Genomic DNA, 15,804 nt, shown 5'->3' on the forward strand with positions numbered 1-15,804 from the left:
CTCCCCAGCATCCGGGCCGCCTCTCTGTCCGCGCCGATTCCCCGTCCGGGCTCCATCCGCGCCGCTTCTCCGTCCGGGCTGTGCTCCGTCTGCGCCGCCCTTCCGTCCACCTGATCCGCGCAGAACACCGCGTACCGGCAGTAACGGCTGACCGGCGGGCCCGCCGGGGCACCTGCACGCCCTGCTGGTACCTCACGGCCCGGTCCGCCCTTCGACCTGCACACCACGGCGCCCGGATGCGCGGCCACCCGCCAGGGAGGACGCTGGAGAGCGTGCAGGACCAAGCGGCCTCGGTCGCCGCCACAGGGCCGGGCACGGAGCTGCTGGACAGCGCCGTGACCCACGTCCTGCGCGAGACCGGGGCGTCGACGGCGATGCTGTACCTGAAGCCGGAGGACGACGTCCTGCAGCTGGCGGTCCTCGCCGGCGTACCCGGCCAGCTGGCCGCGCCGTGGGTCCGGGTACCGCTGACCGCACCGATCCCGGTCTCCGACGCCGTACGCCTGCGGTGCCTGATATGGCTGGGCAGCCAGGAGGAGCTGGCGCGACGCTATCCGCGCCCCGCTCTGATCCTCCCCTACCAGTTCGCGCTCGCGGCCGCGCCCATCCGGGCGGGAGGCTCGGACCTGGGAGGGCTCGTCCTCCTGTGGCCAGGCTCGCACTCCACCGAGCTGTCCTCCGGGGAACGCGCCTCCATGGTGGGGGCGTGCCACGGCATAGGCATGCTGCTGCAACAGGCGGAGGGCAGCGGATTCCGCATCATGCCCGGGCCCCAGCCCCGCGTGGTGTTCCCTCCCGCCCCGCCGCCCCCGGATCCGGCGGAGGCAGCCGAGGCCGTCAGGTTCGTCGAGCGGCTTCCCGGCGGCAGTTGCGCGCTCGCCCTCGACGGAAGCGTCACCTACATCAGTCCCGCGGCTCTCGACCTGCTGGGGACGACAGCCGGTGAAGTGCTCGGCACGCTGCCCTGGGTCTCGCTCCCCTGGCTGAACGACCCCTCGGTCGAGGACCACTACCGGGCCGCGGTCATCGGCCGCCAGCAGACGTCCTTCACCGTGGAACGGCCTCATGACCGCTGGCTGGCCTTCCACCTCTTCCCCGACGCCACAGGCATCAGCGTCCGGATACAGCCCACCTCACGGCCCGCCTCCATCGACGCCCCGCCGCCGCAGCTGCTCCCGGCCTCGGACGTCCCCGGCCGGACGACCGCCCTCTATCACCTGATGCACCTCGCGGCGACCCTCACCGAGGCCGTGGGGACCCAGGACGTGATCGGCCTCGCCGCCGACCAGCTGATGCCGGCCTTCCGCGTCCACACGCTGATCGTGATGATGTCGGTCGAGGGGCGGCTCAGGATCGACGGCCGCAGGGGCAGCCACCCACATTTGATGGACCGCTTCGACGGCGAACCCCTGACGTCCGCCACGCCCGCCGCGCACGTGCTGACGACGGGCGTCCCCGACTTCTACCCCACCTTCAGGGACCTGGAGCGCGCCTATCCCTCGATGGGGCTGCGCGAGGCCGTGTCCGCCTGCGCCTTCCTCCCTCTGGTCGTCTCCGGGCACGCGGTCGGGTCGCTGGTCCTGGCCTACGACCGGCCGCACGACTTCGAGGCCGAGGAACGCGCACTGCTGACCTCGATCGCGGGTCTGCTGGCCCAGGCGCTGGACCGTGCCAGGCTGTACGACACCAAGGAGCGGCTGGCGCACAGCCTGCAGGCCCACCTGCTCCCGCAGACCCTGCCCTCGATCGCCGGCCTGGACGTGGCGGCCCGCTACCTTCCGTCCACGCGCGGCATGGGCATAGGCGGTGACTTCTACGACCTGATCCGGCTCGACGACAGCACGGCCGCCGCGGCGATCGGCGACGTACAGGGGCACAACGAGAACGCAGCGGCGCTCATGGGGCAGGTCCGCACCGCCGTGCACGCCTCGGCGGGCGCGCCGCCCGACGAGGTCCTGGCCCGCACCAACCGCCTGCTCACCGATCTCGACCCCGACCTGTTCACCAGCTGTCTCTACATCCACCTCGATCTCACCGGGCACACGGCGCTCATGGCCACCGCGGGCCACCCGCCGCCCCTGCTACGCCAGCCGGACGGGCAGACGGAGGTCCTGGACCTCCCGCCCGGCCTCCTGCTCGGCATCGACCCCGCGTCCCGCTATCCCACCAAGAGCGTCCCGCTGCCCCCCGGCTCGGCCCTCGCCCTGTTCACCGACGGACTGGTGGAAGCACCGGGGGTGGCCTTCGACGACGCGACCGCCGAGCTGGCCGCGCACTTCGCCCTGGCCCTGGAGCAGGACATGGAGTCGGTGGCCGACGCACTGGTGCGATACGCGAAGCAGGCCACCCCCGGCACCGACGACATCGCGCTGCTGCTCCTCAACGCGCTGCCGCCGACCCGCTGACGACGGCCCCGCAGAGCCCCGGGGCACCCAGGGTGCCCACTGCGCGCGGGGCTCCGCGGGCTGCGCACTTCGCACGCGTGGCTCTGCGGGCGGCGGCTCATCCCCCGTAGAGGTCGCCCAGACTGATGCCGGTGGTGGAGGCCGAGCCGCCGAGCCTGACCTCGTGGTCGAGGCCGACGAACTTCCCGCCCGACTGCCAGAGCGCCGGCTTCAGCACCGCGTACTTCGCCTCGTCCCACGTGGCCCAGTCGTAACCCAGCAGCCCGCCGGTGTCACCGGAGTTGGGGTTGAGGCACCAGAAGGTGTGGTGGATGCCGTTCTCCACCATCAGATCGCGCAGCGCCTTCATCCACTTCTCGTTCGGGCCGCCGTCGAGGTGGCCGCCCCATTCGCCGACGAACAGCGGCGCTGTGCCGTCCTTGTGGAGGTAGAGCCAGTTGGGGTCCCAGACGTCGCGTTCCAGCGTCGTACGGTCCCACTCGCCCTGGAACCAGGGCTGCTGGTAGACCAGTGGCCCGTAGTCGTGCGGTGAGTAGACCAGTTGGTCCTGCTGTGCTCCGAGGTCGACCGGGTGGTCCTTCGCCCCTCGCAGGTTCCCGCCCCACCACATGCCGTGGTAGTCGGACGCGGAGGTGGAGGACCAGTTCGCGCCGTCCTTGGGGTAGATCTCGATGCCCTCGCACATGACGAGGACGTCAGGGTTGATGGCGAGGATGCGCCTGCCGGCGGTCTGGCAGGTGTACTTGAAGTTGTCCTGGTCGGTGGAGTCGTCCCACTTGGCGCGAGGGCTGTCCGACTGCTTGCCGTGGGGTTCGTTCTTGACGTCCATCGCGACGAGGGTGTCGTTCGTCTTGTAGCGGGCGGTCACCCACTCCCAGGCGGAGTAGAACTGCTCCGGGGTGATCGCCCCCTTCCACCACACCGGGTAGACATGGCCGGAGTTGTCGGCCTCCGCGCTGTGGACGTCGAGCATCACCTTGATGCCGTACTTCTCGGCCACTCCGAGGAAGGCGTCGAAGACCCCCAGTGTCGTCTTCCCCTGGAGCTCGGGGTTCGCCCAGGTGTTGACGGCGCTGGACGGGGCCGCCTGACCGTTCTTCCACTCCAGCAGCAACTGGGTGGAGATCGGGACGCGGATGATGTTGATGCCGCGCTCCGCCATCTGCCGGGTGAGCGTGTCCAGGTTCGCGGACCACAGACCGTGGAAGACACGCTCGGTCGCGTTGAAGCCGAACCAGTTGACACCCGTGAGCCACACCCGGTTGCCCTGCGCGTCGACGATCCGGTTGCCTTCGGTGTGCAGCCAGTCGGTGCCCGCGGCGGAGGATCCGGTTCCCGCGGAGGACACCGTCTGCCCCGCCTCGGCGGGACCCGAGAGCGCCACCAGCAGGGCGGTCGCCGTGGCCGCCGCCGCCACCGCCCTGCCCAGCCGTCTTCTCGTCCTTGACTTCATCCGTTGTCGCCTTTCGTGGGGGTGAGGCGGGACGCACAAATGGGAGCGCTCCCATTCCGATGCCCACATGAAGCCAGGAAGACCGAAGCACTGTCAATGGACATGACAAGCTTCATTTCCTGAACGCACACCGACCGCGCCGGCCGCCCACGGCGTACGGCCGGCCACAGGGGGTTCCCGGGCGCATCCCGGCTCCGCCCTCGCAAGCGCTTCGACGGCAGAGCCGCGCCCGAGCGCCACCGCCGCCCCGGAGGGTGCAGCCCATCACGCCCTGCACGCTCACTATTCCCGCAGTTGAGTCACTTATTTGAGCGATCAGCGCGAAATCTTGCGCAGCACCGTGGACTTCTTTACTCGGGTGCTCCTAGCCTGTGGGGCGTCCGCAGAGCCCATCGAGCCGCAAGGACCACCCACACGTGACCCCACCACCGCCTGGACCACGCCTCCTCAGACGCTCCCTCTCCGCCTCCCTCGCCCTCGCGCTGACCGCCGCGGGCACCGCCGCCGCGTTCGTGCTGGCGGGCGCCCCCACCGCGCAGGCCGCGGCGGTCCCCGCGCCGTCACCCGTCGGGATATCCGGCCGGGGTGCCACCGTCCCGTTCAAGGAACAGGAGGCCGAGTACGCATCGACCAACGGCACGCTGATCGGCCCGAACCGCCTCTACGGCACCCTGCCCTCGGAGGCTTCGGGCCGGCAGGCGGTCACTCTCGACGCCGCCGGCGAGTACGTCGAGTTCACACTCACCGCCCCCGCGAACGCCATGACCTTCCGCTACTCGCTGCCGGACAACGCGGCCGGGACGGGCCGGGACGCCTCTCTCGACCTGCGGGTCAACGGATCCTCGCTCAAGAGCATCCCGGTGACCTCGAAGTACGGCTGGTACTACGGGGGTTACCCCTTCAACAACAACCCGGGGGACACCAACCCCCACCACTTCTACGACGAGACGCGGACCATGTTCGGGTCCACCCTGGCCGCCGGGACCAAGGTCCGGCTCCAGGTGACCTCCACGGCAGCATCTCCCTCGTTCACCATCGACCTGGCGGACTTCGAGCAGGTCGGGGCCCCGGTCGGCAGGCCGTCCGGGGCACTGGACGTGGTGAGCGACTTCGGTGCCGACCCGACCGGCGCCGCGGACTCCACGGCGAAGATCCAGGCCGCCGTGGACGCCGGCCGCAGCCAGGGCAAGGAGGTCTACATCCCGCAGGGCACCTTCAAGGTGCAGGACCACATCGTCGTCGACAAGGTGACCCTGCGCGGCGCGGGACCCTGGTACAGCGTCCTGACCGGACGCCATCCCACCGACCGGAGCAAGGCGGTCGGTGTCTACGGGAAGTACGCGGCGCAGGGCGGCAGCAGCAACGTCACCCTCAAGGACTTCGCGATCATCGGCGACATCCGGGAGCGCGTGGACAACGACCAGGTGAACGCCATCGGCGGGGCGATGTCCAACTCCCTCGTCGACAACGTCTGGATGCAGCACACCAAGTGCGGTGCCTGGATGGACGGTCCGATGGACAACTTCACCATCAGGAACAGCCGCATCCTGGACCAGACCGCCGACGGTGTGAACTTCCACTACGGCGTCACGAACTCCACGGTCACCAACACCTTCGTGCGCAACACCGGTGACGACGGCCTGGCCATGTGGGCGGAGAACGTCCCGAACGTGAAGAACAAGTTCACCTTCAACACGGTCGTCCTGCCGATCCTCGCCAACAACATCGTCACGTACGGCGGCAAGGACATCACCATCTCCGACAACGTCATGTCGGACACCATCACCAACGGCGGCGGCCTGCACATCGCGAACCGCTACCCCGGGGTCAACTCCGGCCAGGGCACAGCCGTCTCGGGTACTCACACCGCTGCGCGCAACACCCTCATCAGGACCGGGAACAACGACTTCAACTGGCGCTTCGGCGTGGGAGCCATCTGGTTCAGCGGACTCAACGAGCCCATCAACAACGCCACCATCAACATCACCGACAGCGAGATCCTGGACAGCTCCTACGCCGCCATCCATCTGATCGAGGGCGCGAGCAACGGGCTCCACTTCGACAACATCAAGATCGACGGCGCGGGGACGTACGCCCTCCAGATCCAGGCGCCGGGGACGGCGTCCTTCAACCGGGTCGTCGCCACCCACATCGCCCAGCCCAACCCGATCCACAACTGTGTCGGCAGCGGTTTCCAGATCACCCAGGGCACCGGGAACTCCGGCTGGTACGCGAACCCGCCGGCCTGCACAGGTGTCTGGCCCGACCCGGTGTGGACCAACGGCGGTGTTCCGGGCGGCGGTTCCACCGGTACGCCCGACCCGACGGACCCGCCGGACCCGACCGATCCGCCGCAGGAGACAGGCAACCTCGCGCAGGGCCGCCCGATCACCGAGACCTCTCACGCCGACGTCTACGGGGCGGGGAACGCGGTCGACGGCAACGCCAACTCCTACTGGGAGAGCCGCAACAACGCCTTCCCGCAGTCCGTCACCGTTGACCTCGGTGCCGCGAAGGCCGTGAAGAGACTGGTCCTGAAGCTGCCCCCGTCCGCGGCCTGGGCCACCCGGAGCCAGACGATCGGCGTCACCGGGAGCACCGACAACAACACCTTCGGCACCCTGAAGGCACCGGCGGGTTACACCTTCAACCCGTCGAGCGGAAACACCGCCACGGTGACACTCACCGGGACTCCCGTCCGGTACCTGCGCCTCACCTTCACCGCCAACACGGGCTGGCCCGCCGGCCAGTTGTCCGAACTGGAGGCCTACACCAGCTGACCGACGCCCACGAGGACGGGCCCGGCCTCACGGCCGGGCCCGTCCTTGTGCGGGGTGCGATCAGGGCTTGAGCGAGAAGGACTCGGCGGCCGGGGCCACCTCCGCCGGGCGGACCACCTTGAGGCCACCGGGGCTCTTGGCGTCCGGCTTCATCACCACGGTCTGCCGGGTGGAGGGCGCGGCCGGGTCGGTGAAGTCGTGCGAGATGCCGAAGTCGGCGCCGAAGTCCTTGACGGTCAGCAGGGCCTTGTCGACGCCCTCACGGGTGAGGTCCTTCGAGTCGCACGCCTTCTTCAGTGTCTCTCCGAAGACGGCCGCCGCGTTGTATCCGGCGATGACCCCGTTGTCGAGGGCGTCCTTCGGGTACTCGGCCTTGTAGGCCGCCGCGAGCTTCGAGGGTCCTTCCGCCGCGTCGCCGATGGGCAGGGTGGAGGCTCCGATGTAGTAGTCCTTCTGAAGTGCCGCGCCCGCCTGGGTCGCGAGCAGTTGCGGCGCGTACGCCGAGTTGTTGCCGACGACCGGGACGTCGAATCCGGTGGCCGCGGCGACACCGACCAGCGAGGCGGCCTGACGCGGACCGGCGCTGATGACGACGGCCTTCACCCCGGCCTGCTTCAGGGCGGACACCTGGGCCGTCATGTCGTTGTCGGTCGGCTTGATCTTCTGCTCGACGACGGTGAGGCCGGCTTCCTGGGCGGCGTGCTTCGAGCCGGCCAGGGCGTTCTCGCCGTAGTCGCCCTCGAAGTAGACGTGACCGATCTTGTCGCCCTTGGCGATGCGCTTCTCGTCGAGCAGGAAGTCGATCAGGTTGATCGTCTCGACGTCGTACGTGGCGCCGATGACGCGGACGTACTTGGAGCCGAGCAGGTTCGCCGACCATGCCTGGGGCAGGACGATGCCCTTGTCCTTGCCGTCGATGCGGGACTCGACGGCGGAGACGAACGGGGACCCGATGAACTGGGTGAAGCCGAGGACGTCCGGCTCCAGTTCGGTGTAGGCGCCGATGGCCTTCTGCGGGTCGTACGCGTGGTCGCGGACGGTGAGTTCGATCTGGCGGTCGCAGATTCCGCCTGCCTTGTTCGTCTCCTTCACCCAGAGTTGCTGAGCCTGGGTGACACTCTTGCCCAGCGAGGCGTAGACACCGGTCATGTCGGTGAGGGCGCCGAGGGTGATCTTCGAGTCGGTCACACCCTGCCCGCTCTTGACACCGTTCTGGTCGGCGGCGCCGTCGTCCGACGACTTCGCCTTCTCGCTGCATCCCGCGAGGGTGAGGGTGAGAGCCGCCACGACGGCTCCGACAACACGTAGCTTCATTTCTTCTTCTCCCCTGGATTCTTCAGACGCGCAATGCCGCCGGGCAGGAACAGGACGACCGCGACGACCGCGGCGCCGTACAGATAGCGGGACGCCTCCCCGGGTGCGATGCCGCCGGTACCGGGGGCGGACACCAGGGGAAGGGAGTCGCTGTAGTGGGTGAGCACCTGAGGGAGCAGCGACACGAACGCGGCGCCGATGACGGCTCCCGCGACGCTGCCCAGCCCGCCGATGACGATCATGGCGAGGTATTCGAGGGACAGGATCATGCCGAAGTACTCGGGCACGGTCCGCTGGAAGACCAGCGCGAGCAGGACGCCCGCGAGGCCCGCGTACATGGAGGACAGGACGAACACGCCGGCCCGGTACCTGGCCACCGGTACGCCCATCACGCCGGCCGCGATCCGGTGGTCCCGGATGGCGTTGAGGGCGCGGCCCGGCCTGCCCCGCAGCACCCCCCGGGCGAACAGGGCGCTGACCAGGAGGGCTGCCAGCGCGAGGTACCAGAGCTTCTCCGACGACTGGAAGGGAACCGCGGCGACGACCACCTCGGTGTCGTCGAAGGTGAAGCCGAACAGCGAGAGCGGAGGCACCGGGCGGCCGTTGAAACCGCCCGTGAGTGATTCCGCGTTGAACAGCACGTGCTGGCCTATGAAGATCAGCGCGAGGGTGGCGATCCCGAGATAGGCGCCGCTCAGCCGTCCGGCGATGGGACTGAAGAGGCCGCCGGCGGCGCCCGCGAGGAGCACGGCCAGCAGGGCCGCGAGCCAGGTGGGGAGGCCGAGACCGCTGATGGCGTGCCCGTTCTCCGTGCTGCTCTCTCCCGCGAGGACGCAGTAGCCGTACGCGCCCACGGCGAGGAAGAAGGCGTGGCCCATGGAGAGCTGGCCGGTCGAGCCGGTGAGCAGGTTGAGTCCGATCGCCCCGATCGCGGCCGCCATCGCGAAGAGACCGGCCTGGAGCCAGAAGCGGTCCAGGTAGAACGGGAGGAGGAGCAGCAGCACGGAGCCGGCGAGCCAGAGGTAGGGAGCGGGGCTGCGCAGCCGTCCGGCGAACGGTGTCCCGCTGGCGGGCACGGCTGTGGTGGCGGCGGGCGCGGTGGCGTCCTTGGTGGCTTCAGACACGGGACAGCTCCTTCGTACCGAAGAGCCCCGCCGGCCGGATGAGCAGGACGACCACCATCACCAGGTACGGGGCGAGGTCGCCGATGCCGCGTCCGAGGAAGGAGAGGTCGCTCTGGTAGCCCGTGGCGAGTGATTCGGTGACGCCGACGAGGAGGCCTCCGACGAGGGCCCCCGTGGTCGAGTCGAGGCCGCCGAGGATCGCGGCGGGGAACGCCTTGAGGGCGGCGAGTGAGGTGGCCCGTTCGAGGCCGGGGGTGGGGAAGACGGTGAGGAACAGCGCCGCGACGGCGGCGAGTGCTCCGGCAACCGCCCAGGCGGACAGGGAGACCCGGCCGAGGCGGATGCCCATCAGGGCGGCCGTCTGCGGGTTCTCGGCCGCCGCCCGCATGGAGACGCCCCACGAGGTGAAGCGGAAGGCGAGCAGGAAGGCGGTGATGAGCAGCCCGGCGACGAGGAACGCGGCGATGCGCGTCTCGGCGAGGGTGACGCCCCCGATGGTGACGACGTCGTCGCCCCACGGGTCGCCGAGCGACATCACGTCGGTGCCCATGCGGCGGACGAGTTCGGTGGTGAGGAGGATGTCGACGCCGATGGTGACGATCGCCAGGACGCTCTGGTCGCTGCCCCGGTAGCGGCGCATCACGAAGAACTCGACCGCCGAGCCGACGACCGCCGCTCCGGCGATGCCGACGCCGAGGGCGGGCCAGAATCCGATGTCGTCGTGGAGGACCGCGGTGACGTATCCGCCTGCCAGCAGGAGCGAGGCATGGGCGAAGTTGACGACCTCGGTCGCCTTGAAGATGACGACGAAGCCCAGGGCGATCAGGGCGTAGACCGAGCCGATGGACAGGCCGCCGAGGAGGAGTTCGATGAAGGTGGTCATTCCTGTGCTCCCAGGTAGGCCTGCACGACGGCCGGGTCGTTCTGCACCTCGGCGGGCGTGCCTCCCGCGATCCTGCGTCCGAAGTCGAGTACGGTCACGGCGTCCGCGAGCCGCATCACCACCCCCATGTCGTGTTCGACCATGACGATCGAGATGCCGAGGCTGTCCCGTACGCCGGCGACGACCGCGGCGGTGCGCCGGCGTTCGTCGGCGGTCATGCCCGCGATGGGCTCGTCCAGGAGGAGGACCTCGGGCTCCATGCACAGGGCGCGGCCGAGCTCGACGAGCTTCTGCTTGCCGTACGGCAGCGCGCCCGCGGGGAAGTCGAGTTCCTTGTCGAGCCCGATGAACTCGGCTATCTCACGCACCCGTTCGAGGTGCCGGTGTGCTTCACGGGTGGCCGAGGGCAGCCTCAGTCCGGCGGCCACGAAGCCGGCCCGGGTGAGCCGGTGCCTGCCGAGCATGAGGCTTTCGGCGACGGTCGCGTGCGGCGGCAGGGCCAGGTTCTGGAAGGTGCGGGCCACCCCCAGGTCGGCGATCCGGTGCGGGGCGAGACCGGTGAGCTCGGTGGAGCCGAGGTGGACGCTGCCCGACGTGGCCCGGTAGACGCCGGAGAGCACGTTGAACGTGGTCGACTTGCCGGCACCGTTCGGGCCGATGACGGCGTGGACGCTGCCCGGTTCGACGGTGAAGGAGACCGCGTCGAGGGCGGTGAGTCCGGCGAAACGCACCGTCACCTCACGTACGGTGAGGGGCGCCGGGGTGGTCGTCGTCACGCGGACCACCTGCTCAGGGTGCGGGTGACGCCTTCCGCGTCCGCGGCGTCGGCCGCGGCCGTCTCGTCGACGACGCCGAGGTAGCGGCGGCGCACCTCGTCGGAGGCGGCGAGTTCGTCGGCGGGGCCGTCGAGGGCGACCTCGCCGACGTCGAGGACGTACGCCGTGGAGGCCAGCCGCAGGGCGATGGCCGCGTTCTGCTCGACGAGCATGACGGAGGTGCCGCCCGCGTTGATCTCCTGGATCGTCTCGGCGATCCTCGCCGCCATCAGCGGGGCGAGCCCGAGTGAGGGTTCGTCCAGCAGCAGCAGCCGCGGTCCGGCCATCAGGGCGCGGCCCATGGCCAGCATCTGCTGTTCGCCGCCGGACAGCAGTCCGGCCCGCTGGTGTGCGCGCTGGGCGAGCACCGGGAACAGTTCGTGTACGCGCCGCAGGGCGTCGGCCGCTGCCCTGCGCCCGCCGCGAGCCCCGAGGGCCCCCGCCCGCAGATTGTCCGCCACCGTCATCCGGGCGAACACCTGCCGCCCTTCCGGCACCTGGATCACTCCTGCCGCCACCACCTGGGCGGGGCGCAGCCCGTCCAGGGGGACGCCGTCGAAGCGGATGGTGCCCGTGCCCGTCCCGCGGTGGAAGCCGAGGGTCCGCGATACGGCCCGCAGCAGCGTGGTCTTACCGGCGCCGTTGCCACCGAGAACGGCGGTGATCGCGCCGGCCGGCACGTCGACGGAGACGTCGCGCAGTGCCCGTACCGGGCCGTAGCCCACGGACAGTTCGCGGATCTCGAGCGTTGCCATGCGTCCTCCTCCTTCCGACTGGTCGTTGTGGTGCCACAGACCAGCAGCGGGGCGCGGGACGCGTCCACGGCACGGGGCCCACTCGCTGCGGGTGACCAGTGTTCGCAGGGCCCGGTTGTGCGCGCGCACAGAGGAGGGGCCGGCGCCGGGGCGGCCGGGGCGGCCGGTGGCATTGTCACCAGCCATGAGCGGCTCGGCTCCGGGACGGAGCGAACACACGCGGCGGCGCCGTGACGAGCGGGGCACTGCCCTGCTCGACGCCCTGCTGGAGGACCGGCCGGAGCCGGATCTCGTGGCGCGCGCGGCCGGCTGTCTGGGCGTGCCGGAGCGGGGGCGTTACGCGGTGGCGGTCCTGCGGGAGGGCGGGGGTGATCAGGTCGGCGCCGTCATGGAGGCGGAGGGCCTGCGGTGCTTCCGCCGTGCCCGGGCGGACCGGGAGGTCGTCGTCGCCACCCTGGGTGACCGGGATCCCGCGGTGTTCTGCGCGCTGCTCGCGCGGTGCTGCCGTGGACCCGGCGGGGTCGGCCCGGTCGCCGACGGGCTGGCCCGGCTGGGGGCGGCGCGCGGGCTGGCCGAGGTCGCGCTGCTGACCTGCCTGCCCGGTGCGACGGAGATCGTGCGGTTGGAGGACCGGCTTCCGGCGGCTCTCGTGGTGAGTCAGCCGGAGCTGTCGGCCCGGCTGGTCGCGGACGTCTTCGGCCCGCTGCTGGCCCTGGATCCGGCCGACCGCGGTCTGCTGGTTCGGACGCTCGAGACGTGGCTGGAGTGCGGAGGGTCCGCGGGCCGGGCTGCCGGGAGCCTGTACTGCCACCGCAATACGGTGCTCAACAGGCTGCGACGGCTGGAGAGGCTGACCTCGCGATCGCTCACCCGGCCGCGCGAACTGGTCGAGATGATGCTGGCCCTGGACGCGCTCAGACTGACGGCGCCGCAGGCCTGAACCGGCCGTGGAGGGCTCCCGGTCCGGCGCGGCCGAGGGGGCCGTGAGGGGCCGGGCCGCGTCTCCGGAGCGGCGTCGTTCGGCCGGAGGCCGGGCCGGGCGGCGTCCGGTGCGTGCGATCGCGAGGCGGAGGATCGCCCTCGTACTGGGCGCACGAGGGCGATTCCGGCAACGCGGCGAGCGTGCGTACCAGGCATCGCCCGGCAGACGGCACTCCGAGGGCACGGCCTGGTTCCGCGCCCCTCACGGCGAGGTGTCAGGACAGGAAATCGCGGGCGATCGCCTGGGCCGTGCGTTCCAGCAGGGGTCCCGCCTGCGCCATGCAGACGGCGGGGTCGGACTCCAGGTCCGTCAGCGCGTAGGCCCGGCGGATGCCCGCCTTGCCCAGGGCCTCGGCGGGCAGGGCGAGCCGTCCGCACACGGCGACGACCTCCACGCCCTCGGCGCGTGCCGCCGCGGCGACCCCTGCCGGGGCCTTGCCGTGCAGGGTCTGCTCGTCGAGCGAGCCCTCGCCGGTGACGACGAGGGTGGCCCGGGCGAGCGCCGGGGCGAAGCCCAGCACGTCGAGCATGACCTCGATGCCGGGGCGGAACCGCGCGCCCAGGGCGACCAGGGCCCCGTAGCCGATGCCTCCCGCGGCACCCGCTCCCGGGAGCTCGGCGGTCTCGGGTCCGAGGAGCGACGCGTAGTGGACGAGCGCCGCGTCCAGGACCGCGATGTCCTCCTCGGTGGCGCCCTTCTGCCGGCCGTACACCTCGGGGGCGCCCTTCGGGCCGGTCAGCGGGTTGTCCACGTCGCTGGCCAGGATCAGGTCGATGCCCGTGAGCCTGGGGTCGAGCCCCGACAGGTCGGCCTCGGCCAGCCCGGCGAGTGCCGCGCCGCCCGGGCCGACGGGCTTGCCGTCACCGTCGAGGAAGCGGGCGCCCAGGGCGGCGAGCATGCCCGCGCCGCCGTCCGTCGTGGCGCTGCCGCCCACGCCGAACACGATCGTCCTGGCACCGGCGTCGAGCGCCGCGGCCAGCAGCTCTCCGGAGCCGTAGGTGGTGGCCGTCAGCGGGGCGAACTCCCCCGCCGGCAGGTGCTGGAGGCCCGAGGCCTCGGCCATCTCCACCACCGCGGTGGTGTCACGCACCGCGTACGCGGCGGTGACCGGCGTCCCGAGGGGACCCGTCACCCGCGCCTCGCGGCGCTCGAACCCGGCGGCCACCGCCGCCGCGACCGTGCCGTCGCCGCCGTCCGCGACGGGCAGGGTCTCGACCCGCAGCCCGGGGACGACATGCCGGAGTCCGGCTGTCACCCGCTCAGCGACCTGCACGGCCGTGAGCGAGCCCTTGAACTTGTCCGCCGCCACGAGCACGTGGGGGGTCTCCATCACTGCTCCGTCCGTCACCTTGCATCCCTTTGCTTTCGAACAGGCAGTCGCGCCGCCCCGACCCTATCCGGAGCACCCCTGATCTGCCCATGGGTGTCCGAAACCGTCTGTCCTCACCCCACGGGGCCGTCGTCGGCGGGCCGCACCCCGAGGAGCCGCGAAGGCCTGCCCCGTGTGCCGCGCTCCTGCCGGTGGGCCGGGGGCAGCCCTTACGCTGCCTCCGTGACCACAGCTGACTACGCGACGTACATCGCAGGACTCCCCCGGGTGCTCGTGGGGGCGGCCACGCTCTTCAGGGACGAGCGCGGGCGGGTGCTGCTCGTCGAGCCGAACTACCGCGCGGGCTGGGCGTTGCCCGGCGGTTAGGCAAAGCATCCACGGATGTCTCAGCCCGCCAGCTCGGCAGCTACCTTTCTGCTGGAGAGTCGTTAGCCACATGGTCATCTCGTTGTCTCAAGAGGAGCCATGGACTACTTCTTCACGTCACGCGTCACCGCACGGCGCCACTACGAAGCACCTTCCGGGGTAATCCTGGACGGGACGCAGTACACAAGGCGGAGCAAGGCCCTCAAGGACGGAACCCCCTTCTTCCTCGGCTCTGACATGCGGCCGCTGGAGCCCCACTGCTCGTTCTTCTACGAGCTCGCCAAGACCCTTGAGGCCAAGTCGCTACGTGACTACACGTACGACTTCCTCGACCTGGACGACTTCCTCTCAAGCCTCGATCCCCCGACCGACCTGCTGTCTGCCACCGAGGACGACCTGATCGCCTACCGCGATCACTGCATCGAGTACCGCGACGAGCCGATGGCGCCGGCCACGTGGAAGCGCCGCAGGGCCACGATCAACAGGTTCTACGACTGGGCGGTCGATGAGGCGAGGCTTCTGGACCGGCGCCCGTACTACCGCAAGAAGAACGGCCGCGACATCCTCAACTGGGGAACGACCAGCGAGCTCGACGTACGTCACCTGACGTTCGAGCAGTGGTGGTTTCTGGACCGGGTCGGCCTGCGTGGGCTGCTGCCCGACGGCAAGGCGGATCCCACCTTCCGCTCCGGCCATGCTCTGCGGGACAGCTGCGGCGGGAATCTCTCCATCACGACGGGCCTGCGGCTGCGGGAGTTCAGCACGTTGCTCGACATCGAAGTCGGCGCCCCTCGTCGGGACGGTTCGACCAAGGAAGTCGAACTGCAGGCGATCGCGAAGTTCGGCCTGCCCAGAACCACCGAGATCCAGGACGCCACGCTGTGTGAACTGGACTGGTACCGAAGGACCGAGCGTGCAGGTTCCCTTCGCAAGGCCGCGAAGAACCTGTACCGGCAGCGCGATGAGTTGTTCGTCGTCGACGACGTCGACATGCGCACGATGAAGGTCAGCGGCATCAAGGACGGCCGGCGACGCACCTACAGGATCAAGGCGATGAAGGCGCCGCTGCGGCGGATCACAGTCGTTGAGGGCGACCAGGGGCTGGAGTCGATGGCACTCTTCGTCGGGCGCAATGGGCGGATGATCAGCAGCCAGCGCTGGGAGCAGATCTTCGCCGACGCGCACGCGAGAGCGGTGCGGATCGCGGCCGAGCACAACCTGCCGTTGGAGATGCCGGGGCAGGTCCGGATTCATGACCTTCGCCATACTTTCGCCGTATACATGCTGGAGCAGTTGACCGATTTGGTCCGCGCCCAGGACGAGGAGCAGCAACGCCTCACCGGCCGTGCGCCCGCCTATGCGGCGGACCACGTGTCCCGCAACCCGTTCCTGACCGTCATGCGGCTCCTCGGGCATCGCCGTCCCGAATCGACCATGCGATACCTGACCTACAAGAGAAAGACGAACCTGCTCGTCGCCCGGGCAGTGAAGGACTGGAACGATCAGGACCGCACCTACGCAGACCTGGCCGCTCGCCAGGCCGGAGGGTGGGCCGTCTGATGCCGCGCCGAGGAGAACGCCGATCCCGGTCCGCGAC

General features: G+C 70.3%; 11 protein-coding genes and 1 pseudogene. 5 read left to right on the plus strand and 7 right to left on the minus strand.

From position 1 onward, the window contains the following. Positions 1-272 precede the first annotated feature (272 nt). Positions 273-2,405, plus strand: a complete 2,133-nt coding sequence (locus ACFXOA_RS28525; RefSeq protein ID WP_385034413.1) for a SpoIIE family protein phosphatase — start codon at positions 273-275, stop codon at positions 2,403-2,405. Positions 2,406-2,502: 97 nt separating this feature from the next. On the opposite strand, the gene ACFXOA_RS28530 is transcribed toward ACFXOA_RS28525, so the two are convergent. Continuing rightward, positions 2,503-3,858: a glycoside hydrolase family 5 protein gene (locus ACFXOA_RS28530; RefSeq protein WP_385034415.1), complete on the minus strand. Its 1,356-nt coding sequence runs from the start codon at positions 3,856-3,858 to the stop codon at positions 2,503-2,505. Between the two features lie 416 nt (positions 3,859-4,274). Between ACFXOA_RS28530 and ACFXOA_RS28535 the strand changes: the two genes are divergently transcribed. Beyond that, positions 4,275-6,638 carry a discoidin domain-containing protein gene (locus tag ACFXOA_RS28535; protein ID WP_385034417.1) on the plus strand — a complete coding sequence of 788 codons (2,364 nt, stop codon included), beginning with the start codon at positions 4,275-4,277 and terminating at the stop codon, positions 6,636-6,638. 60 nt (positions 6,639-6,698) lie between these two features. On the opposite strand, the gene ACFXOA_RS28540 is transcribed toward ACFXOA_RS28535, so the two are convergent. From ACFXOA_RS28540 to ACFXOA_RS28560, 5 genes are read right to left on the minus strand one after another with little or no spacing between them, the layout of a single operon-like run. Continuing rightward, complete coding sequence (locus ACFXOA_RS28540) at positions 6,699-7,952, minus strand: ABC transporter substrate-binding protein (RefSeq protein ID WP_385034419.1); 1,254 nt, start codon at positions 7,950-7,952, stop codon at positions 6,699-6,701. After that, positions 7,949-9,076 (minus strand): branched-chain amino acid ABC transporter permease, encoded by a 1,128-nt coding sequence (locus tag ACFXOA_RS28545; protein WP_385034420.1) that lies wholly within the window; start codon positions 9,074-9,076, stop codon positions 7,949-7,951. Before ACFXOA_RS28545 ends, ACFXOA_RS28540 begins: the two co-directional genes overlap by 4 nt. Continuing rightward, positions 9,069-9,959, minus strand: coding sequence for a branched-chain amino acid ABC transporter permease (locus tag ACFXOA_RS28550; protein WP_385034422.1), 891 nt, complete (start codon positions 9,957-9,959; stop codon positions 9,069-9,071). Before ACFXOA_RS28550 ends, ACFXOA_RS28545 begins: the two co-directional genes overlap by 8 nt. Beyond that, entirely contained in the window at positions 9,956-10,735 is a 780-nt protein-coding gene (locus ACFXOA_RS28555) for an ABC transporter ATP-binding protein (RefSeq protein WP_385034424.1), read from the minus strand. The genes ACFXOA_RS28550 and ACFXOA_RS28555 overlap by 4 nt, the downstream gene beginning before the upstream one ends. Beyond that, positions 10,732-11,529, minus strand: coding sequence for an ABC transporter ATP-binding protein (locus ACFXOA_RS28560; protein ID WP_385034426.1), 798 nt, complete (start codon positions 11,527-11,529; stop codon positions 10,732-10,734). The genes ACFXOA_RS28555 and ACFXOA_RS28560 overlap by 4 nt, the downstream gene beginning before the upstream one ends. A gap of 184 nt (positions 11,530-11,713) precedes the next feature. Between ACFXOA_RS28560 and ACFXOA_RS28565 the strand changes: the two genes are divergently transcribed. Beyond that, positions 11,714-12,469, plus strand: coding sequence for a PucR family transcriptional regulator (locus ACFXOA_RS28565; RefSeq protein ID WP_385034428.1), 756 nt, complete (start codon positions 11,714-11,716; stop codon positions 12,467-12,469). Positions 12,470-12,725: 256 nt separating this feature from the next. Here the strand turns inward: ACFXOA_RS28565 and ACFXOA_RS28570 are convergent, their stop codons facing one another. Then, positions 12,726-13,841, minus strand: coding sequence for a glycerate kinase (locus ACFXOA_RS28570; RefSeq protein WP_385034430.1), 1,116 nt, complete (start codon positions 13,839-13,841; stop codon positions 12,726-12,728). Between the two features lie 222 nt (positions 13,842-14,063). Between ACFXOA_RS28570 and ACFXOA_RS28575 the strand changes: the two are divergent. Continuing rightward, positions 14,064-14,204, plus strand: a pseudogene (locus ACFXOA_RS28575) (NUDIX hydrolase); the annotation flags it as partial. Positions 14,205-14,306: 102 nt separating this feature from the next. Continuing rightward, positions 14,307-15,767: a tyrosine-type recombinase/integrase gene (locus ACFXOA_RS28580; RefSeq protein ID WP_385034432.1), complete on the plus strand. Its 1,461-nt coding sequence runs from the start codon at positions 14,307-14,309 to the stop codon at positions 15,765-15,767. Positions 15,768-15,804: the final 37 nt, after the last annotated feature.

This window comes from Streptomyces sp. NPDC059166 (assembly GCF_042755185.1).
Lineage (GTDB): Bacteria > Actinomycetota > Actinomycetes > Streptomycetales > Streptomycetaceae > Streptomyces.